Raw genomic sequence first — 24,572 nt, forward strand, 5'->3', positions numbered from 1 at the left:
GACGTGAATACGCCTGTCCATACAATCCCCCCGGATCATCGATTCGCCCAGAGAGCTTAGCGCCCAGTCCTTTGTAGGCGTGGCCGCACCGGGATAACACAGCTACAGCTCCCCCACAGCGACCCACCTGTTCAAGAGAGAGGTCGTGGCAGCAGTCGATGGCCCGTCGCTCGTGAACTGATCGTCGCTCTCTGCCGCACAGACGATCCATAGCGCGCGCACCGGGCGCTCATCACCGCATCGACCATCGTGGTCGACATGAACAAGACACTCACCCGCAGCGCCGGGTTCTGGCTCCTCATCGTCGTCTCCCTCGCCGCGGTCGGGGTCGGCGGCTGGATGATCGCCGGACAGGTCGGCACGATGACCACGACCCTGATGGACGGCACCGCCACCGGTGTCGAGGTGTACGTCGGTCAGTCGCTCGTCGTCGTCGGCGCGGTCGTCCTCGGTGCGGGCCTGGTGGGCCTGCTCCTGTCGCTCGGCCTCGTCGCCGCGCGCACGCTGGTTGCCACCCCCGTCACCGCCGCGCCGGTCGTCGAGCACGAGGCGCCGAGCATCCAGGACGAGACGATCGAGACGGTCTCAGTCCCGCGCGACGAGCCCGCTCTCCGGACCGCCGATGCCGAATTCGCAGAGCCGCAGGTCGATGCGGAGCCTCAGGCTGACGAGCCCCAGGCCGACGAGGATCAGAAGGGCAGCAGCGGGTCGATCGCCACGGCGACGAACAGCAGCGTCAGGTAAGTGATCGAGGCGTGGAAGACTCGCATCGGCCGCGCCTCGGTCCCCCGCACCGCCTGGTTGTACAGGCGGTGCGACTCATAGATGAACCAGCCGCCGAACACCAGGGCGGAGACGGTGTAGACGAGGCCCATGCCGGCGATCGGCACGAGCAGCAGCGAGCAGGCGACCGTGGCCCACGCGTACAGGATGACCTGCAGGCCGACCTGCGACGCGTTGCGGGTGACGCCGAGCATGGGCACGTCGACATCGTCGTAGTCGTCCTTGTACTTCATGGACAGCGGCCAGTAGTGCGGCGGCGTCCAGAGGAAGACGAGCAGGAAGAGGATGAAGGCCGGCCAGTCGAGAGAACCGGTGACGGCGGACCAGCCGATGAGGACCGGGAAGCACCCCGCGATGCCGCCCCAGATGATGTTCTGCTCGGTGCGGCGCTTGAGGATCATCGTGTAGATCACGACGTAGAAGAAGATCGCGGAGGCCGACAGGATCGCCGTGAGCGGGTTCGTGGTGAACCAGAGCCACACGGTCGACACGATCGCGAGCGTCCACGAGAAGATCAGGGCGCCGCGCGGGCTGACCTCGCCGGTCACGAGCGGCCGGTTCTCCGTGCGGTGCATGTGCGCGTCGATGTCGCGGTCGAGGTACATGTTGAACGCGCCGGCCGAACCGGCGCTCATCGACCCGCCGATGACCGTCGCGAGGACCAGCCAGAGATCGGGCAGTCCGCCCTGCGCGAGGAACATGACCGGAACGGTCGAGACGAGGAGGAGTTCGAGGACCCGGGGCTTCGTCAGAGTGACGTAGGCGCTCACCGTGCGACCGATGGACGACTTCCGTACGGTCTGATCAGACATCGTCGAGATCTCGATCGCCTCCTCCGCGCGCGTTACCGGACAACCTCTCCAGTGTATGACACGCCGTGACGCGTTCCGCGCCTTCCGACCCCCGGCCGCGGAGACCGTCCCCGCTATGCTGAGAGCACTCGCGCGCCCGGTGCTGCGCACAAAACCCGCCCGTCTCCCGGACGATGCGGGATGCGCCAGGGAAGTTGCGGATGCGCCAGGGAATACCGGCGCCCTCGAAACTGTCGGAAAGGGCATGAACGTGTCGGAATTGCAGTGGGACGAGATCGATCGACGCGCGGTGGACACCGCCCGGATCCTGGCGGCCGATGCGGTCGAGAAGGTCGGCAACGGTCATCCCGGCACGGCGATGAGTCTGGCTCCCGCCGCCTATCTGCTCTACCAGCGGGTGCTGCGGCATGACCCGACCGACACCGACTGGCTCGGCCGCGACCGCTTCATCCTGTCCGTCGGCCACTCGTCGCTGACGCAGTACGTGCAGCTCTACCTGGGCGGGTTCGGGCTCGAGCTCGACGACCTCAAGGCGCTCCGCACCTGGGGGTCGAAGACCCCCGGTCACCCCGAGTACGGCCACACCAAGGGCGTCGAGATCACCACGGGCCCACTGGGCCAGGGCCTCGCCTCGGCAGTCGGCTTCGCGTACGCCGCCCGGTACGAGCGCGGCCTCTTCGACCCCGAGGCCGCAGCGGGCACGAGCCCGTTCGACCACTTCGTCTACGTGATCGCGGGCGACGGCGATCTGCAGGAGGGCGTCACCAGCGAGGCCTCCTCGCTCGCCGGCCACCAGCAGCTCGGCAACCTCATCGCGATCTACGACTCCAACCAGATCTCCATCGAGGACGACACGAACGTCGCCTTCACCGAGGACGTCGCGGCTCGGTACGAGGCCTACGGCTGGCACGTGCAGACGGTGGATTGGAAGAAGACCGGCGAGTACGTGGAGGATGTCGCCGAGCTCCACGCCGCGATCGAGGCGGCCAAGGGCGAGACCGACAAGCCGTCGCTCATCATCCTCAAGACCATCATCGGCTGGCCTGCTCCCGGCAAGCAGAACACCGGGAAGATCCACGGATCGGCGCTCGGAGCCGACGAGCTCGCCGCCACCAAGAAGGTCCTCGGGTTCGACCCGGAGCAGACCTTCGTCGTCGCCGACGAGGTGCTGAAGCGCACGCGCGGCCTCGCGGAGCGCGCCGCCGAGGCCCGCGCCGCCTGGCAGGAGTCGTTCGATGCCTGGGCGGCCGCCAACCCCGAGCGCAAGGCCCTGCTCGACCGCGTCGAGGCCCACGAGCTCCCCGCCGACATCGCCGACGCACTCCCCGTCTTCGAGGCCGGCAAGGACGTCTCGACCCGCGCCGCGTCCGGCCAGGTCATCAACGCGCTGGCCGCGCAGCTCCCCGAGCTCTGGGGCGGCTCCGCCGACCTCGCCGAGTCGAACCTCACGACGATCAAGGACGCGCCGTCGTTCATCCCGGCTGAGTGGTCGACCCACGAGTGGTCGGGCACCCCGTACGGCCGGGTGCTGCACTTCGGCATCCGTGAGCACGCCATGGGTGCGATCGTCAACGGCATCGTGCTGCACGGGCCCACGCGCGCCTTCGGGGGCACGTTCCTCATCTTCAGCGACTACATGCGTCCGGCCGTGCGCCTGGCCGCGCTGATGAATGTGCCGAGCGTCTTCGTCTGGACGCACGACTCCGTCGCCCTCGGCGAGGACGGCCCGACGCACCAGCCGATCGAGCAGCTCGCGACGCTGCGCGCGATCCCGAACCTGGCCGTCGTCCGTCCCGCGGACGCCAACGAGACGGCCGCCGTGTGGCTCGAGATCCTCCGGCGCCACGAGGGCCCGGCCGGCATCGCACTGACCCGCCAGAACATCCCGGTGTTCCCGCGCGGCGAGGGCGAGGCCTCGGGCGACACCTTCGCCTCCGCCGCCCAGGCCGCCAAGGGCGCCTACGTCCTCGCCGAGGCGCCGAACGGCACGCCGGACGTCATCATCGTGGCGACCGGCTCCGAGGTGCAGCTCGCGGTGAACGCCCGCGAGGTGCTCGCCGGCGAGGGCGTGAACGCCCGCGTCGTCTCCGCCCCCTCGCTGGAGTGGTTCGCGGAGCAGGACGAGGCCTACCGCGAGAGCGTGCTGCCGGCGTCCGTCACCGCCCGCGTCTCGGTCGAGGCCGGTTCCGTGCTCACGTGGCGCGGCATCGTCGGCGACCGCGGACGATCGGTCGGCATCGACCACTTCGGCGCCTCCGCCGACTACAAGACCCTCTTCGAGAAGTTCGGCATCACCACCGAGGCCGTCGTCGCGGCCGCCCGCGAGACCATCAAGGAGAACGCATGAGCACCCCCACCGCCCAGCTCGCCGCCGCCGGCGTCAGCATCTGGCTCGACGACCTCTCGCGCACCCGCATCTCCTCCGGCAACCTCGCCGAGCTGATCGCGACGCGCAACGTCGTGGGCGTCACCACCAACCCGACCATCTTCGCGAACGCGATCACGGATAAGAACGACACGTCCTACGACGCGCAGGTCACCGAGCTCGCCGCGTCCGGAGCCTCGGCCGAGGACGCGGTGTTCGCCGCGACGACCCAGGACGTCCGTGCCGCGCTCGACGTCTTCCGCCCGGTGTGGGAGGAGTCCGGCCACGTCGACGGTCGCGTCTCGATCGAGGTCTCCCCCGACCTCGCCCACGACACCGACGGCACCGTGGCGCAGGCCAAGGAGCTGTGGGACCGGATCGACCGGCCCAACCTCCTCGTGAAGATCCCGGCGACCAAGGCCGGCCTCCCAGCCATCACCGAGGCGATCGCGAACGGCATCAGCGTCAACGTGACCCTCATCTTCAGCCTGGAGCGCTACGCCGAGGTCATCGAGGCGTACCTCACGGGCCTCGAGCGGGCCAAGGACGCGGGCATCGATCTGTCCACCATCCACTCCGTGGCCTCGTTCTTCGTCTCCCGGGTCGACACCGAGACGGACAAGCGCCTGACCGCGATCGGAACGGACGCCGCCGCCGCGCTGAAGAGCAAGGCGGGCCTGGCGAACGCCCGACTCGCCTACGAGCTCTTCGAGAAGACGTTCGCCGAGAAGCGCGCGCAGGATCTCCTCGCCGCCGGCGCCAACGTCCAGCGCCCGCTGTGGGCCTCGACCGGCGTCAAGGACCCGAACCTCCCCGACACGCTGTACGTGACGGAACTGGTCGCCGACGGCGTCGTCAACACGATGCCGGAGAAGACCCTCGAGGCGACGTTCGACCACGCCGTCGTCACGGGAGACACCATCACCGGCGGCTACGAGGAGGCCCGCGAGGTCTTCGCCGGGCTCGCCGAGGTGGGCGTCGACTTCGACGCCGTGACCGAGGTGCTCGAGGAGGAGGGGGTCGCGAAGTTCATCGACTCCTGGCACGATCTGCTCGCACAGGTCACCGAGGCTCTGGAGGCCCAGCGATGACCTTCGCCATCCACGCATCGGGCGCGGCGCGCGTCGCCATCGAGGAGACCGTGCCCGCCCTGGTCCACGACCTCGTCGCCTCCCGCATCACCGGCGGCGACGCTACGCTCTGGGGTCCGGCCGCCGAGGCCGAGGCGTCGGTCCGCCTCGGCTGGGTCGAGGCCGTCTCGGTCTCCCGCCCGCTGGTCGCCGAGATCGTCGCGCTGCGCGAGGAGCTCGCAGCGAAGGGCGTCACGCGCGTGGTGTTGGCCGGAATGGGCGGCTCGTCGCTCGCTCCCGAGGTCATCGCACAGACGTCCGGCGTCCCGCTCACCATCCTCGACTCCACCGCCCCGGGGCAGGTGCTCGCCGCGCTCGACGAGGGTCTCGCCGAGACGGTCCTCGTCGTGTCGTCGAAGTCGGGCTCCACGGTCGAGACCGACTCGCAGCGCCGGACCTTCGAGGCCGCCTTCCGCGACCTCGGCATCGACCCCACCGAGCGGATCGTCGTGGTCACGGACCCCGGTTCCCCTCTCGACGCCTCGGCGCGCGAGTCCGGCTACCGGGTCTTCAACGCCGACCCGAACGTGGGCGGCCGCTACTCGGCGCTGACCGCTTTCGGTCTCGTGCCCTCGGGACTGGCCGGCGTGGACATCGACGAGCTCCTGGACGAGGCCGAGGCCTCGCTGCTCGAGGTGGCCGTGGACTCCGCCGACAACCCCGCACTCCGTCTCGGGGCGGCGATCGCCGCCACCAGCCCCCGCCGCGACAAGCTGGGTCTGATCACCGACGGCACGCACATCAAGGGGCTGCCGGACTGGATCGAGCAGCTGATCGCCGAGTCCACAGGCAAGGAGGGCACGGGCATCCTCCCGGTCGTCCTGCTCCCGGTCTCGCCGGAGCTCGACCCGGTCCCTGCCGACCTCCAGATCGTGCGTCTCGTCGACGACGCCAACGAGTTCCACCTGCACGAGCGGCACGAGGGCGAGATCCTCGTCAGCGGCACACTCGGCGCGCAGTTCATCGTCTGGGAGTACGCGACGGCCATCGCCGGGCACCTCCTCGGCATCAACCCGTTCGACCAGCCCGACGTCGAGTCGGCCAAGGTCGCCGCCCGGGGCCTGCTCGACGCCCGACCGGAGCCGACAGCTCCCGCATTCGTCGAGAACGGCGTCGAGGTCCGGGTCTCCGACCCCGCCCTCGCCGTGTCTGGCACCGTCGAAGGCGTGCTGGACGCCCTCTGGGCCCAGCTCCCCGCCGACGGCTACGTGTCGATCCAGGCGTACGTCAACCGCCTCGAGGTGCCGCAGCTCCAGGGCCTGCGCGAGCTCGTCGCCGCCGACTCCGGGCGCCCGACCACGTTCGGCTGGGGACCGCGCTTCCTGCACTCCACGGGTCAGTACCACAAGGGCGGCCCCGCTCAGGGCGTGTTCCTGCAGATCCTGGAGCGCACGGACGTGGACCTCGAGATCCCCGACCGGCCGTTCACGTTCGGACAGCTCATCCAGGCGCAGGCGGCCGGCGACGCGGGCGTGCTCGCGGAGCACGGACGACCCGTCGTCTCGCTGACGATCACCGAGTCCTCGGACGACGTGCTCGCCCTCTTCGAAGCCGCACAGAAGTAACCGCAGGAGAGCCCCCACCGATGTCTGTACCCATCTCGCGCGGGCACAACCCGCTGCGCGACCCCGACGATCGTCGTCTCAACAGGATCGCGGGGCCCAGCGCCCTCGTGATCTTCGGCGTGACGGGTGATCTGTCCCGCAAGAAGCTCATGCCGGCGGTCTACGATCTCGCGAACCGGGGGCTCCTGCCCCCGGGCTTCGCGCTCGTGGGCTTCGCCCGCCGCGACTGGGAGGACCAGGACTTCGCCCAGGTCGTCTACGACGCCGTGAAGCAGCATGCCCGCACGCCGTTCCGCGAGGAGACCTGGACGCAGCTGCTCCAGGGCATCCGGTTCGTCTCCGGCGAGTTCGACAACCCCGACTCCTTCCGCAAGCTGCGGGAGACCGTCGAGAAGCTCGACGTGGAACGCGGCACCATGGGCAACCACGCCTATTACCTCTCGATCCCGCCGAAGGACTTCCCGCTCGTCGCGAAGCAGCTCAAGGAATCGGGGCTCGTGGGCGAGGACGCGGACGACGACGAGCGCTGGCGGCGCGTCGTCATCGAGAAGCCGTTCGGGCACGACCTCGAGTCGGCGCGCGCTCTCAACGCGGCCCTCGAGGTGGCGTTCCCCGCCGACTCGATCTTCCGCATCGACCACTACCTCGGCAAGGAGACGGTGCAGAACATCCTCGCGCTGCGCTTCGCCAACGAGCTGTACGAGCCGATCTGGAACCGCAACTACGTCGATCACGTGCAGATCACGATGGCCGAGGACATCGGCGTCGGCGGTCGTGCGGGGTACTACGACGGGATCGGCGCCGCCCGCGACGTCATCCAGAACCACCTGCTCCAGCTCCTCGCGCTCACGGCGATGGAGGAGCCCATCAGCCTCTCCGCCGAGCATCTGCGGGCCGAGAAGGAGAAGGTCCTCGCCGCGGTGCACGTGCCGGAGGATCTCTCCCTCGCCACCGCGCGCGGGCAGTACGCCGGAGGCTGGCAGGGCGGCGAGAAGGTCACCGGCTTCCTCGACGAGGAGGGGATGAACCCCGAGTCGACGACGGAGACCTACGCGGCCATCAAGCTGGAGATCGACACCCGACGCTGGGCCGGCGTGCCGTTCTACCTGCGGACGGGCAAGCGCCTCGGCCGTCGGGTGACGGAGATCGCCGTGGTGTTCAACCGCGCGCCGCAGCACCTGTTCGGCCGCGGCAACGCCTCGGAGCTCGGGCAGAACGCCCTGGTGATCCGCGTCCAGCCTGACGAGGGCGTGACGATCCGCTTCGGCTCGAAGGTGCCGGGCAACGGCACGAACGTCCGCGACGTGACGATGGACTTCGGCTACGGCCACGCGTTCACGGAGGCGAGCCCGGAGGCGTACGAGCGTCTGATCCTCGACGTCCTCCTGGGCGATCCGCCGCTGTTCCCGCGGCACGAGGAGGTCGAGCTCTCCTGGAAGATCCTCGACCCGGTGGAGAAGTACTGGGCCGCCCAGGGCGGTCCGGTGGAGCAGTACGCGCCCGGCTCGTGGGGACCGGCCTCGGCCGACGACCTGCTGGCCCGCGACGGACGAGTCTGGAGACGCCCGTGATCATCGACCTTCCCGACACGACCGTCAGCCAGGTCGCCAAGCAGCTCGTCAAGGTGCGCGAGGAGGGCGGCGCCGTCGCCCTCGGCCGTGTCCTCACCCTGGTCATCGCCGCCCGCAAGGGCGTCGCGGAGGCCGCGATCGACGCGGCGAACGATGCGTCGCGCGAGCACCCGATGCGCGTGATCGTGCTGACGACCGGCGACGGTGAGTCCCGCCTCGACGCGCAGATCCGCGTGGGCGGAGACGCCGGGGCCAGCGAGGTCGTCGTGCTGCACGCGCACGGCGCCGCCGCGAGCAACGAGGAGAGCCTGCTCACCGGGCTGCTCCTCCCGGACGCCCCGGTGGTGGCGTGGTGGCCGGACGAGGCCCCCACCTCTCCCGCGACCTCGCCGCTCGGCCGCATCGCCCAGCGCCGGATCACCGACGCCGCCACGTCTCCGGACGTCCGCGACCGGCTCGCCCTCCTCGGACGCACGCACGCCCCCGGCGACACCGACCTCGCCTGGACGCGCCTCACGCACTGGCGCGAGCAGCTCGCCGCGGTGCTGGACCAGCCGCCGTACGAGACCATCACCGCCGTCGAGGTCCGTGGCGGGAGTGCCTCGCCCTCCACGGCGCTGCTCGCCGCCTGGCTGCAGATGGCACTGGACGTCCCGGTGCGGTGGTCGTACGAGGACCCGGAGCACTGGCAGGAGGGCATCAAGTCGGTGCGCCTCACCCGGGAGTCCGGCGACATCCTCCTCGAGCGCCCGTCGCCCGGCGTCGCCGTGCTCACCCAGCCGAACCAGCCCGACCACGACCTTCACCTGCCGCGGCGGACCCTGCGCGAGTGCCTCGCGGAGGAGCTGCGCAGGCTCGACCCCGACGTCCTGTACGGTCGAGTGATCACGGAGGGCTGGGAGAAGCTCGGTCCGCCCGAGACAGGAGAGTGACCTCGATGCCGGGATCGTCCGCAGAGAAGCGGGTCGTGGTCGAGGCCACCCCCGCCGCCCTCGCCCTCCGGGTCGCCGATCGCTTCCTCACCCGTGTCCGCGCGCGGACACGCAACGGCCGTCTGGCTCACGTCGCCCTCACGGGCGGGTCGATGGGCGGTGCGGTCCTGCGCGCCGTCCGGGAGAACCCGCGATCCGCCGAGATCGACTGGTCCCTCGTCCACTTCTGGTGGGGCGACGAGCGATATGTGCCGCGGAACGACCCGGACCGCAACGCCCTCCAGTCCCGGGAGGCACTGCTCGACCACCTCGACGTCCCCGCGGAGAACGTGCACGAGGTCGCTGCCTCGGACAGCGGTCTCGACCTCGATGAGGCCGCCGCCGCGTACGCCGCCGAGCTCGCCCGCTTCGGCACCGAGGACCACCCGTGGCCCTCTTTCGCCGTGTGCTTCCTCGGCGTCGGCCCCGACGGCCACATCGCGTCGCTCTTCCCGGACCGGGAAGAGGTCACCGTGACCGATGCGGCGGCGCTCCCCGTGCGGGACTCCCCCAAGCCCCCGCCCGAGCGCGTGACCCTGACGCGTCCCGTGCTCAACGCATCAAAGCGGGTGTGGCTGGTTCTGACGGGTGCCGACAAGGCATCGGCGCTCGGCCTCGCTCTCGCCGGCGCCAGCTACACGAGCGTTCCGGCCGCCGGGGCGAAGGGCCGCAAGCGGACGGTGTTCTTCGTCGACGAGGCAGCGGCGTCCGAGGTCTCCCCCGACCTCATCGACCAGGCCTACTGAGCGTCCGGGCCGCGTGTCTCACGCGGGTCAGGCTGCTCCGGCGCGCCCGATGCCGGAGCAGCCGGCGGGGTGGCGGGATCGCTTCCCCGGGTGATGCCGAGCTCCTGGCTCTCGCTGAGCACCTGCGGGTGGAATCGCGCGAGCCCGACGACGCCCCAGACGGCGATGCTGCCGGCGACGCCGAAGATGATGAAGACCCACCACGGAGCCGCCGCCGCCTCACCGAGCACGAGCATGCCGATGAGCACGGCCACCATGGGGTCGACCACCGTCAGACCGGCGATGACGAGGTCCGGCGGACCGGAGCTGTAGGCGGTCTGCACGAAGTACGCGCCGACGGCACCCGCCGAGAGCAACGCGAGCAGGCAGACCGCGGTGATCCACTCGAACTGGCCCGCCTCGATGCGCTTGATGATGACCTTCGCGAGGGTGGCGACGAAACCGTAGAGGATGCCGGCGCCGATGATGTAGAACAGCGCCCGCATCCGGTGCCGGAGGATGAGCCAGCACGCCCCGAGCACGATGATCACGACGAGCAGGATCGCGAGGATGACGAACAGCTCGCGGTCCGTGACCTCCTTCTCCGTGGCGTAGATCGCGGCGAAGAACACGAACAGGAAGATGCCGCCGACACAAGCGATGATCGCGGTGAGCGACTGCCGCGTGGGGGCGTGGCCTGAGATGCGGGCGTTGAGCAGCGTCGTGATGACCAGCGCGATGGCGCCGAGCGGCTGCACCACGATGAGGGGCGCCTTGACGAGGGCGGCGAGCTGGCAGACGATCGCGAGGCCCAGCATGAGCGTCCCGATCACCCAGGACGGGCGGGTGAACAGGCGCTTGAGCTGATCGAAGCTGAGGCCGGCGGCGCCGTCGGAGCCGCTGAGCCGCTCGACCTTCTCCACGCCCCGATGCTGGTACTGCGCGCCGAGCGACATGAACACCGCACCGGCGAGAGCCAGAGGGATTCCCAGGAGCAGGCCGGGGTTCTGGAACGCGCCGACCAACTGGTCGCCGACGTCCTCGACCGTCCCCATCCACACCCCTGCGCTCACAGTACGACCCTACCCGGAGAGTGCCGCCGACTAGGGTTGTGACGTGGCTGTCCTTCCGATTCGCATCATGGGCGATCCCGTCCTGCACTCCCCCGCCTCCCCCGTCGAGGCGATCACCGACGAGATCCGCGCCCTCGTCGCCGACATGTTCGAGACCATGGACGCGGCACCCGGCGTCGGCCTCGCCGCTCCCCAGGTGGGGGTGCCGCTGCGGATCTACACGTACTCCTATGTCGACGACGACGACCAGCCGTGGCGCGGTGTGCTCATCAATCCCGAACTGTGGATGACGCCGATGGAGCCGGGCGCGCCCGACCCCGAGCTGGAGTCCGAGGGCTGCCTGTCGTTCCCCGGCGAGCGGTTCCCGCTGCGTCGGTCCGACCGGGTGCGGGTGACCGCGACGGACCTGGACGGTGACCCGGTCGCGCTGGAGGTGGACGGGTGGCGCGCTCGGATCATGCAGCACGAGTTCGATCATCTGGACGGCGTGCTCTACATCGACCGCCTCTCGGACTCCGACTGGAAAACGACGCAGAAGATCGCGCGCAAGCGCGGCTGGGGGCGTCCGGGGGCCAGCTGGCTCCCCGGCGTGGACGACCTCGAGGGCTGATCGCATTCAGCCCACGCACAGCATCCTTCAAGTTGCGTCATAGACTCCGGGCACTATAGCGTGTTCGCGGCGGGGATATTCAGCATGCCCCGCGTCACGCTCTGAAGGGGAAATCCATGATGAAGTCGCGCACCCGTCGCGCACTCGTGCTCACCGGTTCGGCCGTCGCCGTCTCGCTCGCCCTCACCGGCTGCAGCGCGATCAACAGCATCCTCGGCGGCGGTCGCGCCGACGCCGACCGCGACGAGGAGACCGGCCAGGTCACCGAGAGCGCGAACATCGACGTCTTCTCGGTGAAGCTCGGCGACTGCATGCTCGAGACCGGCTCCGGGATGCTCACCGACGCGAACGTCGTGCCGTGCTCCGAGCCCCACGACGAAGAGGTCTTCTACGAGATCAAGATGGACGACGGCGACTACTCGGAGGATGCCATCAGCGCCGCCTCCGAGGGCTGCATCGGCGACGCGTACACGTCCTTCGTCGGCGTCTCCTACCAGGAATCCGCCCTGGACGTGACCACGCTCACCCCCAGCAAGGACTCGTGGGAGCAGGCCAACGACCGCGTGATCCAGTGCATCATCATCGACCCGGCCGGACAGGTCGAGGGATCGCTCAAGGGCGCCGCGCGCTGATCAGACCGCGTCTTCACGAAGGGCTCCGCCGCGAGGCGGGGCCCTTCGTCGTCCGTGCCACGGCTCAGCCGTCAGCGGCGCGGAGGGCGAGCCACGCCGCGACGCGATCGTCCGGATCGGACAGCGAGAGACCCGTGAGGTCCTCTATCCGTCGGACGCGGGTCGTCAGCGTCTGGCGGTGGATGCGCAGCCGCGCCGCGCTCTCGCTCCACGCCCCGTTGCTCGCGAGGAACACCCGGAGCGTGTCGAGGAGCTCGGCCGACCGCTCGGCCGCGCGCAGCGGGTCGAGCAGACGCGCGAGGCGCGTGGTCTGATCCGTATCCAGGGCCCCGAGCACGAACGACACCGTCGGGATGGCCTCGTAGCGGACCACGCGTTCACCCCCGGTGCGCGCGGCTTCGCAGGCGTGCCGCGCCTCGTCGATGCTGCGCGCGAGAGCATCGGTGCTTGCCGGTCGGCCGAGGCCGAGATAGAGGGTCGACGCGAAGGCCCTGGCGCGATGCGCGATCTGGTCGGCATGGTCCTCGCGCACGACGCCCTGGACGATTCCCCGCTGCGACGTGAAGACGTGCTCCGCGCCCAGCTCGTCGAGCCAGAGGCCGAGCAGATGCTCGACATCGACACCGCTGGTACGGGAGGCGAGGGCGAACCCCACCAGCACGCGCTCGTGCACGCCCCAGCGGCGGAGCAGACGAGTGGCCTCCTCCCCTCCCTCGCGCACGGTCTCGAACATCATCGAGCGGCCCAGGCGCTCCAGCTGGCTGCTGTCGCGGGTGCGCATCAGGAGATCGAGCAGCGCCGCGGCCTGCGAGCTCAGTTCCCGACCGCGGCCGGAGCTGTCGTTGCGCGGAGCGGTCACGAGCTGCGCGGTGATGTCCTGGCCAGGACCGACCGGGTGCACCTGCAGGGCACGATGCCGCACCCGCACCGGGCGGCCGACGGCGACGGCGATCGCATCGTCGATGTGCAGGCTCCCGGCACCGGCCGTGGTGATGACGTCGCCGTGCCGATCCAGGAGTACCGCCCACCCGTCGATGCGGTGCGCCAGTTCCGCGATGACGCCGGTGATGCCGCTGCGTCGCGCCGCCAGGGTGAGCACCCGCATCGCCGAGGTGATGGCGCGAGCCTCCGCCGCCTGATCGACGGCAAGGAGCGAGGTCAGCGTCGGGACGAGCAGCGGCGGCGGCAGGGGGACCCCGACGATGGCCGTGATCTCCGCGTCCCGCAGGGTTTCGCGAAGGCGGGGGCTGTCGGCGCTGGTGACCACCACGGTCTCCCGCAGCGCGGCCCGGCGGTCGCCGTCGACGCCGAGGAGCGCGGCCTCCTCGGCCACGACGAGCGTCGCATGGAGCGGATCCACCGGCGGACCGAAATCGTCGAGGGGAAGGACCGCGTTGACGGGCCGCGCACCGGGAACGGCGCCGGGCAGCAGCTCCGCGCGGAGATAGCGGGCCACGGAGGCGACGTCACGAGCCACCCTCCGATCATACAGATTGTCGAAGGACAGCCATTCGATTCACTCTTCTGTCGGATGCCGAGGCCTTCCGCTCTCTCCTAGCATCGTGCGCATCACCACTTCCCGAAGGATGTCATGAAAGCTGTTGTCTTCCGCGACCCCCAGTCGCCCATCGAGTTCGTCGACGTCGACCTCGCCCCGCCCCGCGCCGGTGAGGTGCGCGTGCGCATCGCCGCCGCCGGCGTCTGCCACTCCGACCTGCACGTCAAGCGCGGCGAGTGGGATGCCGCCGCTCCCCTGGTCATGGGCCACGAGGGCTCCGGTGTCGTCACCGAACTCGGCGAAGGCGTCACCACCCTCGCCGTCGGCGACCACGTCGTGCTGAGCTGGGTGCCGCCGTGCGGCGAGTGCCGCTACTGCCGCGCCGGTCACGAGGCCCGCTGTCAGAAGGTCGCGACCGTGGTCGCTCCCCTCGGCGTGCTCTTCGACGGCACGTCCCGGCTGAGCCGCGACGGCGAGCAGTTGCACCACTACCTGGGTGTCTCGTCCTTCGCGGAGGAGGTCGTCGTCCCCGCGTCCGGAGCAGTGAAGGTCCGTGACGACGCACCCCTCGACGTCATCGCCGTCGTCGGCTGCGCGGTCGCGACTGGCGTCGGCGCCGTCCTGAACACCGCCGCCGTGGAACCGGGGTCGACCGTCGCCGTCATCGGCTGCGGCGGCGTGGGGCTCAACGTCGTCCAGGGCGCCCGACTCGCTGGCGCCGAGCGCATCGTCGCGATCGACGTGCGGCCGGAGAAGACGCAGATGGCCCTGCAGTTCGGGGCCACAGACCGCATCGACGCCTCCCAGGGCGATGCTGTGGCCCAGCTGCGCGAACTCATCCCCGACGGCGTCGACTACGCCTTCGACGCGATCGGCCGCACCTCCACGACCGAGCAGTCCATCCAGATGCTCGGCCTCGGTGGCGCCGCCGTCATCGTCGGGCTGCCACCCACGGGAGCACGTGCTTCGTTCGAGCCGCTCGTCCTCGCCGAGGCCGACCAGCGCATCCTCGGCTCGAACTACGGCTCGGTGCGACCGTCGATCGACGTCCCCGCGCTCGTGGACCGCTACATGGACGGACAGCTCAAGATCGACCCGCTGATCTCCGGTCGCCGCCCGCTCTCCGAGGCCGCCGCCGCCCTGGACGACCTCGACGGCGGCTCGGCACTGCGCACCCTCCTCATCCCCTGACCGCCGCGCGCGGCCCATCCCTGAAACCCGAAACCAGGAGAACCATGTCAGACACCGTCGTCGCCCCGCCTGGCGCCCCGCAGGATGCCGGTCTCCGCACCGGCGTCATGAGCGGACCCGAGCTCGCCGCCCAGGCCATCGCCAACATCGCTCCCAGCGCCGTCATCGCCTTCACGGCCGCCGCCATCTTCCTCGGCGCCGGGAACGGCACCATCTACGCCTTCGCACTGGCCACCATCGTGATCCTGTGCGTCGGCTACTGCGTGGTGGTGTTCGCCCGCAAGCACGCCTCCGCAGGCTCGCTGTACACCTATGTGTCGAAGGGCCTCGGCCCGTTCGGCGCCTTCCTCGCCGGCGTGACACTGCTGATCGGCTGCTTCGGCATCGCAGCGGCCTCCCTCAGCGGCTCGGTCAGCTACATGGGACAGTTCCTGAGCATGCTCGGCCTGCCCGCCCAGGGGCTCGGGTGGGACATCGGCCTGGCGATCGTGCTCGGTGGGCTGGCGACGCTGTTCACCATCCGCGGCATCCGGCTCTCCGCCCGGGTCTCGCTCGTCCTCGAGCTGCTCTCCGTGGGCATCATCCTCGTGCTGCTCATCGCGGCGCTCGCGTGGGCGGGCCCCTCTGCGTGGGACCCCGCGCAGGTGCTCGCGACCGGCTCGTCGTTCCAGGGCATCGCGTCCGGCATGGTCCTGGGCATCCTGGGCTTCGTCGGCTTCTCCTCTGCAGACGCCCTCGGCCGCGAGGCCAAGGAGCCGTACAAGGCGATCCCCCGCGCCATCATGTGGAGCGCCCTCGGCGTCGGCGTGCTGTACGTCTTCGCCGCCTACACGCAGATCGCGGTCCTCGGCGACGACCTCGCCACCGCCGCGAGCCCGCTGGAGAGCATGTCCGCCCTCATCGGCATGCCGGGCTGGTTCGCGGCCGTGCTCACGTTCGGCGTCTCGGCGTCGTTCTTCGCGGTCGTCGTCGCCCCGCTCAACGTGATCGGCCGCATCGTCTACGTGATGGGCAAGGAAGGCGTCGTCGCGGAGCGCTTCGGCCGCACGCACGAGCAGCACCTCACGCCGCACCGCGTGCTCATCCTCGCCGGCGCCGCGGCGATCACGGTCGACATCGTGCTGCTGGTGGCGGGGGCGGCGACGGGCGACATCCTCGTCTGGGTCAACACCTGGGGCACCTACGGCTACATGGTCGCCTACGCCCTCGTCGCCATCGCCTGCGTGGTCTACACGCAGCGGGCGAAGATGCGGAACGGCCTCGTGAAGGTGTGCGCCACGGTCGCGGTCGTGACGATGGCGTACGTCTTCTTCGCGAACGTGTGGCCCGTGCCGGCCTTCCCGTACAACGTGATCCCCTATGTGTTCCTCGTCACCGTCGCCCTCGCGCTCACCCGGTACGCCTACCTCGCCCGTCGTCGCCCTGACGTCATCGCCCGGATCGGCAACACCGAGACGAGCGCCATGGAGGGCGTCGGCTGAACCGTCCTCCCCGACAGGAAGAGCCCCTCCGCGTGGAGGGGCTCTTCTTGTGTCCCGGGGCGCAGACGAGCGGTCCGGGAACGAGAGAAGCCCCCTCCGTGGAGGGGGCTTCTCTCGTTGGCTCCCCGGCTTGGACTCGAACCAAGAACCTGCCGGTTAACAGCCGGCTGCTCTGCCAATTGAGCTACCGAGGAATGTGCACCGCGGTGCGGGCAACTCGTCAAGCTTAGCAAACTCGGGACGCTGTTCGTGACACCGGGCCGCCTTCCGTGACCCTCGGGCGTGTCGCGCTCAGCGGCGGGAATCCGACTCCGCGTTCGGCACCCAGAGCAGGTCCTTGCCGACGCCACGCGCGACGACGTGGCCCCCGCGCAGCATGAGCGTCTCGGCGTTCAGCTCCCGGATGAAGTCCGCGTCGTTGGTGACGAGGAGAGCCGCCATCCCCTCCTCCTTGCGGCGCCGAGTGATGGCGTCGAAGACGACCGGTCGCACCTCCAGATCGAGGTTCGCGAGAATCTCGTCGGCGATGAGCACCCGCGGCTCCAGCACGAAGGAACGGGCGATCGCGACCCGCTGGCGCATGCCCGCGCTGAGCTCGTAGGGGAACTTCGCCGCGGTCCCGAGCGGCAGGTGGAGCTCATCCAGGAGCGTCGCCACCCGGATGGAGAGCGCGCGGGTGTTGACGCGCTTCTCCCGGATGAGGATCGGCTCGGCGATGACCTCGTTGACCGTCAGCTGCGGCGGCAGATCCGCCCCGGCGCCCTGCGGCACGAAGCCCGTGCGATAGGTGAGGATGCGATGCTTGCGACCCGGACGACGGATGTCGATGCCGCACACCTGCGCCCGCCCGCCGACGACGCGCACCGAGGGATCCGTGGAACCTGCAAGCGCGGCGACGAGGGTCGACTTGCCCGAGCCGGTCGGTCCCGCGACGCAGATGAGCCCGCCGGGGGCGAGGGAGAACGTCACGCCGTCGACCGCGCGATTGGGCGTGCCGTGACCGATCCGGTCGATGACCAGATCGGAGCACTCGATCGCGTTCGAGGATTCGGGCGTACGGGGCATATCTCCATCCTGCCGTCTCGTCCGGGACCGTTCCGGTTACGACTCGGCGAAGAACCGCTGGCGCTCCACGTCGATGTCCCGCAGCCGCACCCGCAGCGCGCGTCCGCCGTCGGAGTCCGCGGGGACGCGCTGGACCGCGCCCAGCAGCTCCTGCTTCTCGTGCTCGAGCTGGCGCACGACCAGCCGTCGGGCGAGATCCGTCGCGGACGCCACCGCGCCGGCCTCATCCCGCGCCGGGAACGGCGTCATCAACAGCTCGCCCGCGAGCGAGCGGTACGGCTCGCGCACGCTGTTCACCGCGTCCGTCACCCATCCGGCGCGGCTGCGGTCGGGGGCCGCGGCGACCGCCTCGCGCACCGCATCGAGGCCGGGCGTGCGGAACGGCTCCGCCAGGGCGCGGGTCAGCAACGCGGCATCGATCTGATGACCGTACTGGAGGGCGCCCATGAGCGCGTCGCGCTCCACGGCGACGTCGGGCGAACGGGGCAGGCTGGCGAGCGTCACGGCCGCGACGACCGGTCCGCCCGTGGCGGGATCGACCCGCGGCGAGGCCTCCCGACGCGGCTGAGGAGCGGCGGCCTGCGCACCGCGCGCGGCGCGCTCGACCTCCCCGTGCACCTCGGTCGGGTCCATGCCGAGACGGCGTGCCAGCACCCGCTCGTAGCCGGGGCGCAGGAGGCGATCGCGGATCTCCGCGACGATCGGGGCCGCGGCGCGGAGGGCGCCGACCCGACCCTCGACCGTGGCGAGGTCGAATCCGGCGAGCTTGCGGTCGATCGCGAACTCGAACATCGGCTGCTTCGCGTCCATGAGACCGCGCACCGCCGCGTCACCGCGCTGCAGCCGGAGGTCGCACGGATCGAGGCCGTCCGGTGCGACCGCGACGAATGTCTGCGCGTTGAACCTGTCGTCCTCGGTGAACGCGCGCAGGGCGGCCTTCTGCCCCGCCTCGTCGCCGTCGAAGGTGAACACCACCTCCCCGGACGCGTTGTCGTCGCCCATGACCCGGCGGAGGACCTTGATGTGCTCGGCGCCGAAGGCCGTGCCACAGGTCGCGACCGCGGTCGTCAAGCCCGCGAGGTGGCAGGCCATCACGTCGGTGTAGCCCTCGACGACCACGACCCGGCGGGGGTCGCCGCGAGCGATGTCCCGCTTGGCGAGGTCGAGCCCGTAGAGCACCTGCGCCTTCTTGTAGATCGGGGTCTCGGGGGTGTTGAGGTATTTGGGGCCCTGATCGTCGTCGAAGAGCTTGCGGGCGCCGAAGCCGATCGTCTGCCCCGACACATCGCGGATCGGCCAGACGAGCCTGCCACGGAAACGGTCGTACACGCCGCGCTGTCCTGTCGAGACGAGTCCTGCGGTGCTCAGCTCCTCGCGCGTGAAGCCCTGGGCGGTCAGCGCCTTGAGCATGCCGTCCCATCCCCGAGGGGCGAAGCCGACGCCGAAGTGCGCAGCCGCCCCGGCGTCGAAGCCGCGCTCCCCGAGGAACCGGCGGGCCGCCTCCGCATCCGGCGACAGCAGCTGGGACCGGAAGAACTCCGCGGCCGCTGTGTTCGCTGCGTACAGGCGGCTGCGACCACTGGTCTCCGGCGCCGGGCCGCCGTCTTCGTAGTGGAGGGTGTAGCCGATGCGGCCCGCGAGCCGCTCGACCGCCTCCGTGAAGCTCACGTGGTCCATCGCGCGGAGGAAGGAGTACACGTCGCCCGACTCCCCGCAGCCGAAGCAGTGGTAGTAGCCGACCTGCTGACGCACGTGGAAGCTGGGGCTCTTCTCGTCGTGGAACGGGCACAGCCCCTTGAGCGAGCCGACACCCGCGGACTTGAGGGCGACGCGCTCCCCCACGATGTCGGCGATGTTGGTGCGGGCCTTGACCTCGTCGACGTCGGCCTGCCGGATCCGGGGCATCAGCGTGCGCCTTCTGCGATGGGCCGCCTCTCGACAGGCGTGCGCGCGCCGGGGCGCGCGTGACGCGGCGTCCAGATGCCGACCTCCGCCGGGTCGATCTCGCCGACCAGCCGGTTGTGCCAGTCGATCGCACTCTGATCGGTCAGGCTCGCGATCTGGTCCACGACCACGCGCGCCCGCTCCGCGTCGCCCTCGGCGGCGACGAAGTCGGCTGCGAAAGCGGGCTCCAACACGTCGGCGCCGGCCGACCACAGGGTGTCCGTCGACCACAGGGCGTCGGCCAGCCGCTTGAGGACCCTCCGCTGCTCCTTATAGACACCCTTCCTGGCATCGATCGTGACGATCGCCTGCCCCATGATCCCCTTGAGCACGGCGATCTCGACCTCGACGACGCGGGGCACGATCACGTGCGCGTTGTAGCGGACCAGGCGCGTGCCTCCGAAGGCCTCGCGCGTGGCCGAGACAGCCGCGCGGGCGAACCGGCCGATGAGGTCGCTGGTGAGGTTCTTGAGCCGGGCGAGGTCCTGTCGGGAGCGGTCGAAGGACGCGAGCCACATCGGCTGCGAGGCGAGCCGGTAGAGGGCGTCGGCGAGCTCGTCACGCGTGAAGTCGTAGCCGACCCACTGCTGGATCCGACTGAGCAGGGCTTCGTGGGCCGCGGGGTCGGCGAGCTGAGCGACGTCGACGTACCCGTTGACGATCGCGTCCTCGAAGTCATGCACCGAGTAGGCGATGTCGTCGGAGAGATCCATGATCTCCGCCTCGATGCAGCGCAGCCGCCCTGGCGCTCCCTCCCGCATCCAACGGAACACCGCCTCGTCCTCCGGGTACACGCCGAACTTGAGCCGGCCCCCGGGGTCGGGGACGGGACTGTCGACGGTCCACGGATACTTGCAGGTCGCGTCGAGACTCGCGCGCGTGAGGTTCAGGCCGACGGAGGCGCCGTCGGCGTCGAGCACCTTCGCCTCGAGCCGGGTGAGGATGCGCAGCGACTGGGCGTTGCCCTCGAAGCCGCCGATGGCCTCGGCCCACTCGTTCAGGGCCCGCTCCCCGTTGTGGCCGAACGGCGGGTGGCCGAGATCGTGGCTCAAGCACGCGGTGTCCACCACGTCCGCAGAGACGCCGAGAGCGGCCGCGAGCTCTCGGCCGACCTGCGCGACCTCGAGCGAGTGGGTCAGGCGATTGCGGGCAAAGTCGGCCGTACTGGCGGGGCTGAGCACCTGCGTCTTCGCGGCGAGCCGCCGCAGAGCCGCGGAGTGCAGCACCCGGGCGCGGTCGCGGGCGAAGTCGTCTCGCTCGGAACGATGGGTCTCCGCGATGAAGCGCTCCGCGTCGCGCGGGTCGTAGCCGTCGGCGCGTGCGCCGACCCGGGGGTCATCCGCCACTGTTCTCGATCTCCGCTCCACGCATCATCTCCGACGCCGACGAGGCGAGCTCGCGCGACTCCAGCCACTTCTCCGGAAGGGCGGTCTTCTTCGGGTGCCCCGCGCGGCCGCGCTGCCCTTCGGCGTCCGCTCCCGGATACGGGGCCGCGCGATCGAGCCGGCCGAGGAGGTCGTCGATCTCCTGCAGGCTCGAAGCCGTCGCGAGCCCGGTACGGATGTCTCCGCCCACCGGGTAGCCCTTGAAGTACCAGGAGACGTGCTTGCGGATGTCGCGGCAGCCGCGGTCCTCGTCCTCGAAGAACTCGACGAGCAGCTCCGCGTGCCGGCGGAAGGCGTCGGCGACGAAGCCGAGGGTCGCGTCGACCGTCTTGCCCTCTCCCCCGAACGCGAGGGCGAGCTGCCCGAACAGCCACGGCCGTCCCAGGCACCCGCGGCCGACGACCACGCCGTCGCAGTCGGTCTCCGCCATCATCCGCACGGCGTCGTCCGCCGACCAGATGTCGCCGTTGCCCAGCACGGGGATGCTGGTCACGGCCTGCTTGAGCTCGCCGATCGCGCTCCAGTCGGCGTGACCGGAGTAGAACTCGCTCGCAGTCCTGGCGTGCAGAGCCACGGCGGCGGCTCCAGCGTCCTCGGCGGCCCGCCCGGCGTCGAGGAACGTGAGGTGGTCGCGGTCGATGCCCTTGCGCATCTTCACCGTCAACGGGATGTCGCCGGCGGCCTTGACGGCCTGATCGACGATGTCCGAGAAGAGCTTCGACTTCCACGGCAGCGCCGCTCCGCCGCCCTTGCGCGTCACCTTCGGAACCGGGCAGCCGAAGTTGAGGTCGATGTGATCCGCGTGGTCTTCCGCGACGATGATGCGGACGGCCTCGGCGATGGTCTTCGGATCGACGCCGTAGAGCTGGATGGACCGCGGTGTCTCCGACTCGTGGTGCCGGATCAGTCGCATGGTCGTCTCGTTGCGCTCGACCAGCGCACGCGAGGTGATCATCTCGCTGACATAAAGGCCGGCCCCGTACTCCCGGCACAGGCGTCGGAAGGCCGTGTTCGTGATCCCGGCCATCGGCGCGAGGACGACCGGCACGTCGAGGTCGATCGGGCCGATGCGGAGGGGGCGGGCGGGGGCGGTGGCGAGAGTCATGGCGTGTCCATTCTCCCAGACCCGGAGCCGGTGGGGATGCGGCGACCTAAGCTGTGCATATGACCGATCGCGCGCTCCGTTCCATCCCCTTCACCGACGCCCAGGGGCAGGAGAAGACACTGGACGATCTCGGCGCCGACGTGGTGCTCGTGGTGAACGTCGCCTCGAAGTGCGGACTCACCCCGCAGTACGAGCAGCTGGAGGAGCTGCAGCGCCGGTTCGGCGACCGCGGCTTCACCGTGGTCGGCTTCCCCTGCAACCAGTTCTTCGGCCAGGAGCCCGGGTCGGTCGACGAGATCCTCGAGTTCTGCTCCACGACGTACGGCGTCTCCTTCCCGGTGAACGACAAGATCAAGGTCAACGGCAAGAACGCCGCCGAGCTCTACAAGGCTCTCAAGGAGACACCGGACGCGGGCGGCAAGGCCGGCCGCGTCGAGTGGAACTTCGAGAAGTTCCTCGTGCTGCCGGACGGCGACGTGCTCCGCTTCCGGCCGAAGCAGAAGCCCGACGCCCCAGAGATCGTCCAGGCGATCGAGGCCGCGCTCCCCCGCTGAGCATCGTTCACCTCTGCGTCACGCGCGCACCGCGTCCCGGCGCCGTACGCGGCCGCCCGCGTTCACCTTCCGGTCTCCCCGTCGACATCTGGCGTCCCTAGTCTCACCGCGGCGACACGCGCCGAAGACGAAGGAGACCACGAATGCCCGACCGACTGCCCCTCAGCCGGCGAACTGTCCTCACCGCGGGAGCGCTCGGTGCGCTCGGCACCGCCCTCCCCCTCGGCACCGGAGCCGCCGCAGCGACGATCGCCCCGGCGTCGCCGGGTGGCGGGCAGGCGCGGAGCCTGCGCTTCCGTGCCGACGGCACCTTCACGGTGGTGCAGTTCAACGACACGCAGGACGACGAGCTCACCGACCGTCGCACCGTCGAGCTGATGGAGAAGGTGCTCGACCAGGAGAAGCCGGACTTCGTGGTCATCAACGGCGACGTGATCACGGGCGGCTGTGAGACGCGGCTGGCGGTGAAGCAGGCCATCAACAACGTCGTCATGCCGATGGAGTCCCGTCGCATCCCGTGGGCGGTCACCTACGGCAACCACGACGAGGACTCGCTGCCGCAGTCCGGTGTCGACGAAGCCGGGATGCTGAAGATCTACCGGTCGTACGAGTACAACGTGAACGCCGAGAACACCCGCGGCGTGACGGGTACGAGCAACACGATCGTGACGATCGGCTCCGCCGCCAAGAAGAACCGGGAGGCGTTCGCCCTCTGGCTGATGGACTCGGGCCGCTACGCGCCGGACGCCATCGACGGCCAGGACTTCGCCGGTTACCCGGCCTGGGACTGGCTGCGCATGGACCAGGTCGCCTGGTACCGCGACCAGTCGCAACGGCTGGAGCAGCGCAGAGGGCGCAAGGTACCCGGCCTCATGTTCCTCCACATCGCGCTGTGGGAGCACCGCTTCATGTGGTGGGGCGGTGTGGACACCCGAACGGCGGCCGACGCCGCTCGCGGCAAGGCCCGCCACGGCATCGTCGGCGAACGCAACGAGGACGAATGCCCCGGGCCGTTCAACTCGGGGATGTTCAACGCGATCCTCGAACGCGGCGACGTGAAGGGTGTGTTCGTCGGGCACGACCACGTCAACGATTACATGGGCGACTACTACGGCGTGATGCTGGGCTATGCCCCGGGGACCGGCTTCGGCGCCTACGGTCTGGCCGGCGCCGAGCGCAATCGCCTCCGGGGCGGCCGGGTGTTCGAGCTGACGGAGGCCGGCGAGGAGGTCACGATCGCCACGCGCGTCGTCTATGCGCGGGACCTCGGCATCGACCTGACGGCGAACGATCAGCCGATGGAGCCGCTCCCCCTCGGGCCGCGCCAGCAGCGCCTCTGAGCCCGGGCAGCAGAACGGCGGGGACCTCCGACCCGGGGTCCCCGCCGTCGTCTGTCGGTGCGGGTCAGGCCTCGACGGCCGTGCTGCGCTGCGCCCAGAGGTCGCGGATCACGTTCTCGAACGCCGCCGGCGGCTGCGCGCCGCTGATGCCATACTGGCCGTCGACCACGAAGAACGGCACCCCCTGGATCCCGTAGGCGCGAGCCTGCGCCTGGTCCTGACGGACGTCGGCGAGGTACTGCTCGCTCTCGAGTGCGGCGCGGGCGCGATCGGCATCGAGGCCCACCTCGGCGGCGAGGGCGACGAGGTCGTCGATGCGTCCGACGTGCTTGCCCTCGGTGAAGTAGGCGGACATGAGCCGCTCCTCCATCTCGTGCTGGCGGCCCTCGGCCTTCGCGAAGTGCAGCAGCTCGTGCGCCTTCACCGTGTTCGTGTGCTGCAGCAGGTCGAACCGGTACTGCAGGCCCGCGTTCGCGGCGACGTTCGTGACGTTTGCGAGCATCTGCTCGACCTGCGTGCGCGGCATGCCCTTGTGGCCGGAGAGGAAATCGACCTCATCGCCGTCGAAGTCGACCGGGGTGTCCGGGGAGAGCTCGAAGGAGTGGAAGGTGACCGTGACCTGCGGAGCGTCCTCGTCGGCCGCGACCGCTTCGAGACCCTTCTCGAGGTTGCGCTTGCCGATGTAGCACCAGGGGCAGGCGATGTCGGACCAGATGTCGATGGAGATGGGTTCAGTCACACCGTGGTCAACCGTCCGCGCGTCCGACGTATT

The 24,572-nt window shown here is 70.1% G+C and carries 21 protein-coding genes and 1 tRNA gene; 13 read left to right on the forward strand and 9 right to left on the reverse strand.

The window, feature by feature from the left end; translation table 11 throughout:
* Positions 1-258: 258 nt before the first annotated feature.
* Positions 259-744, forward strand: a complete 486-nt coding sequence (locus tag BK819_RS17020) for a hypothetical protein (protein ID WP_025103653.1) — start codon at positions 259-261, stop codon at positions 742-744.
* On the opposite strand, the gene BK819_RS12760 is transcribed toward BK819_RS17020, so the two are convergent.
* Positions 690-1,595: a heme o synthase gene (locus BK819_RS12760; RefSeq protein ID WP_029989291.1), complete on the reverse strand. Its 906-nt coding sequence runs from the start codon at positions 1,593-1,595 to the stop codon at positions 690-692. The two genes, BK819_RS17020 and BK819_RS12760, sit on opposite strands and share 55 nt — an antisense overlap.
* 250 nt (positions 1,596-1,845) lie before the next feature.
* Here BK819_RS12760 and tkt point away from each other — a divergent pair, with 250 nt between their 5' ends.
* Genes tkt through pgl form a run of 6 tightly spaced genes read left to right on the forward strand, consistent with a single transcriptional unit; the run spans position 1,846 to position 9,943 of the window.
* Positions 1,846-3,942: a transketolase gene (gene tkt / locus BK819_RS12765; protein WP_071329608.1), complete on the forward strand. Its 2,097-nt coding sequence runs from the start codon at positions 1,846-1,848 to the stop codon at positions 3,940-3,942.
* On the forward strand, positions 3,939-5,051 hold the full coding sequence (tal, locus tag BK819_RS12770) for a transaldolase (protein WP_071329487.1): 1,113 nt from the start codon (positions 3,939-3,941) through the stop codon (positions 5,049-5,051). The genes tkt and tal overlap by 4 nt, the downstream gene beginning before the upstream one ends.
* A complete protein-coding gene (locus tag BK819_RS12775) occupies positions 5,048-6,655 on the forward strand; it encodes a glucose-6-phosphate isomerase (protein WP_071329488.1) in 1,608 nt (535 codons plus the stop codon). Before tal ends, BK819_RS12775 begins: the two co-directional genes overlap by 4 nt.
* 20 nt (positions 6,656-6,675) lie before the next feature.
* Positions 6,676-8,226: a glucose-6-phosphate dehydrogenase gene (zwf, locus tag BK819_RS12780; protein WP_071329489.1), complete on the forward strand. Its 1,551-nt coding sequence runs from the start codon at positions 6,676-6,678 to the stop codon at positions 8,224-8,226.
* Positions 8,223-9,158, forward strand: coding sequence for a glucose-6-phosphate dehydrogenase assembly protein OpcA (locus BK819_RS12785; RefSeq protein WP_060921903.1), 936 nt, complete (start codon positions 8,223-8,225; stop codon positions 9,156-9,158). Before zwf ends, BK819_RS12785 begins: the two co-directional genes overlap by 4 nt.
* A gap of 5 nt (positions 9,159-9,163) precedes the next feature.
* Complete coding sequence (gene pgl, locus BK819_RS12790) at positions 9,164-9,943, forward strand: 6-phosphogluconolactonase (RefSeq protein WP_071329609.1); 780 nt, start codon at positions 9,164-9,166, stop codon at positions 9,941-9,943.
* On the opposite strand, the gene BK819_RS12795 is transcribed toward pgl, so the two are convergent.
* Positions 9,937-10,977, reverse strand: a complete 1,041-nt coding sequence (locus BK819_RS12795; protein ID WP_071329490.1) for a DMT family transporter — start codon at positions 10,975-10,977, stop codon at positions 9,937-9,939. The genes pgl and BK819_RS12795 overlap by 7 nt on opposite strands.
* Positions 10,978-11,038: 61 nt before the next feature.
* Between BK819_RS12795 and def the strand changes: the two genes are divergently transcribed.
* Positions 11,039-11,605, forward strand: coding sequence for a peptide deformylase (gene def / locus BK819_RS12800; RefSeq protein WP_083391788.1), 567 nt, complete (start codon positions 11,039-11,041; stop codon positions 11,603-11,605).
* Positions 11,606-11,721: 116 nt separating this feature from the next.
* Positions 11,722-12,237: a hypothetical protein gene (locus BK819_RS12805; protein WP_071329492.1), complete on the forward strand. Its 516-nt coding sequence runs from the start codon at positions 11,722-11,724 to the stop codon at positions 12,235-12,237.
* Positions 12,238-12,301: 64 nt separating this feature from the next.
* On the opposite strand, the gene BK819_RS12810 is transcribed toward BK819_RS12805, so the two are convergent.
* Positions 12,302-13,714 (reverse strand): CdaR family transcriptional regulator, encoded by a 1,413-nt coding sequence (locus tag BK819_RS12810; protein WP_071329493.1) that lies wholly within the window; start codon positions 13,712-13,714, stop codon positions 12,302-12,304.
* A 114-nt stretch (positions 13,715-13,828) separates the two neighbouring features.
* Between BK819_RS12810 and BK819_RS12815 the strand changes: the two genes are divergently transcribed.
* Together BK819_RS12815 and BK819_RS12820 are read left to right on the forward strand one after the other, a co-directional pair.
* Positions 13,829-14,926, forward strand: coding sequence for an alcohol dehydrogenase catalytic domain-containing protein (locus BK819_RS12815; protein WP_025103665.1), 1,098 nt, complete (start codon positions 13,829-13,831; stop codon positions 14,924-14,926).
* Between the two features lie 44 nt (positions 14,927-14,970).
* Positions 14,971-16,407: an APC family permease gene (locus BK819_RS12820; RefSeq protein WP_071329494.1), complete on the forward strand. Its 1,437-nt coding sequence runs from the start codon at positions 14,971-14,973 to the stop codon at positions 16,405-16,407.
* Positions 16,408-16,525: 118 nt separating this feature from the next.
* Here BK819_RS12820 and BK819_RS12825 read toward each other — a convergent pair.
* From BK819_RS12825 to dusB, 5 genes are all read right to left on the reverse strand, one after another.
* Positions 16,526-16,601 (reverse strand) — tRNA-Asn (locus BK819_RS12825).
* Between the two features lie 97 nt (positions 16,602-16,698).
* Positions 16,699-17,472 carry an ATP-binding cassette domain-containing protein gene (locus BK819_RS12830; RefSeq protein ID WP_025103667.1) on the reverse strand — a complete coding sequence of 258 codons (774 nt, stop codon included), beginning with the start codon at positions 17,470-17,472 and terminating at the stop codon, positions 16,699-16,701.
* A 36-nt stretch (positions 17,473-17,508) separates the two neighbouring features.
* Positions 17,509-19,377, reverse strand: coding sequence for a DNA primase (gene dnaG, locus BK819_RS12835; RefSeq protein ID WP_071329495.1), 1,869 nt, complete (start codon positions 19,375-19,377; stop codon positions 17,509-17,511).
* A complete protein-coding gene (locus BK819_RS12840; protein ID WP_071329496.1) occupies positions 19,377-20,762 on the reverse strand; it encodes a deoxyguanosinetriphosphate triphosphohydrolase in 1,386 nt (461 codons plus the stop codon). The genes dnaG and BK819_RS12840 overlap by 1 nt, the downstream gene beginning before the upstream one ends.
* Positions 20,752-21,906: a tRNA dihydrouridine synthase DusB gene (gene dusB / locus BK819_RS12845; RefSeq protein ID WP_071329497.1), complete on the reverse strand. Its 1,155-nt coding sequence runs from the start codon at positions 21,904-21,906 to the stop codon at positions 20,752-20,754. The genes BK819_RS12840 and dusB overlap by 11 nt, the downstream gene beginning before the upstream one ends.
* A 59-nt stretch (positions 21,907-21,965) precedes the next feature.
* On the opposite strand from dusB, the gene BK819_RS12850 reads away from it, so the two are divergent.
* Both BK819_RS12850 and BK819_RS12855 read left to right on the forward strand, forming a co-directional pair.
* Positions 21,966-22,460, forward strand: coding sequence for a glutathione peroxidase (locus tag BK819_RS12850; protein WP_071329498.1), 495 nt, complete (start codon positions 21,966-21,968; stop codon positions 22,458-22,460).
* 143 nt (positions 22,461-22,603) lie between these two features.
* A complete protein-coding gene (locus BK819_RS12855; RefSeq protein ID WP_071329499.1) occupies positions 22,604-23,800 on the forward strand; it encodes a metallophosphoesterase family protein in 1,197 nt (398 codons plus the stop codon).
* Between the two features lie 64 nt (positions 23,801-23,864).
* On the opposite strand, the gene BK819_RS12860 is transcribed toward BK819_RS12855, so the two are convergent.
* Positions 23,865-24,539, reverse strand: coding sequence for a DsbA family protein (locus BK819_RS12860; RefSeq protein WP_071329500.1), 675 nt, complete (start codon positions 24,537-24,539; stop codon positions 23,865-23,867).
* Between the last annotated feature and the right edge of the window lie 33 nt (positions 24,540-24,572).

Source organism: Microbacterium sp. LCT-H2, from assembly GCF_001866135.1.
In the GTDB taxonomy this organism is placed as follows: Bacteria; Actinomycetota; Actinomycetes; order Actinomycetales; family Microbacteriaceae; genus Microbacterium.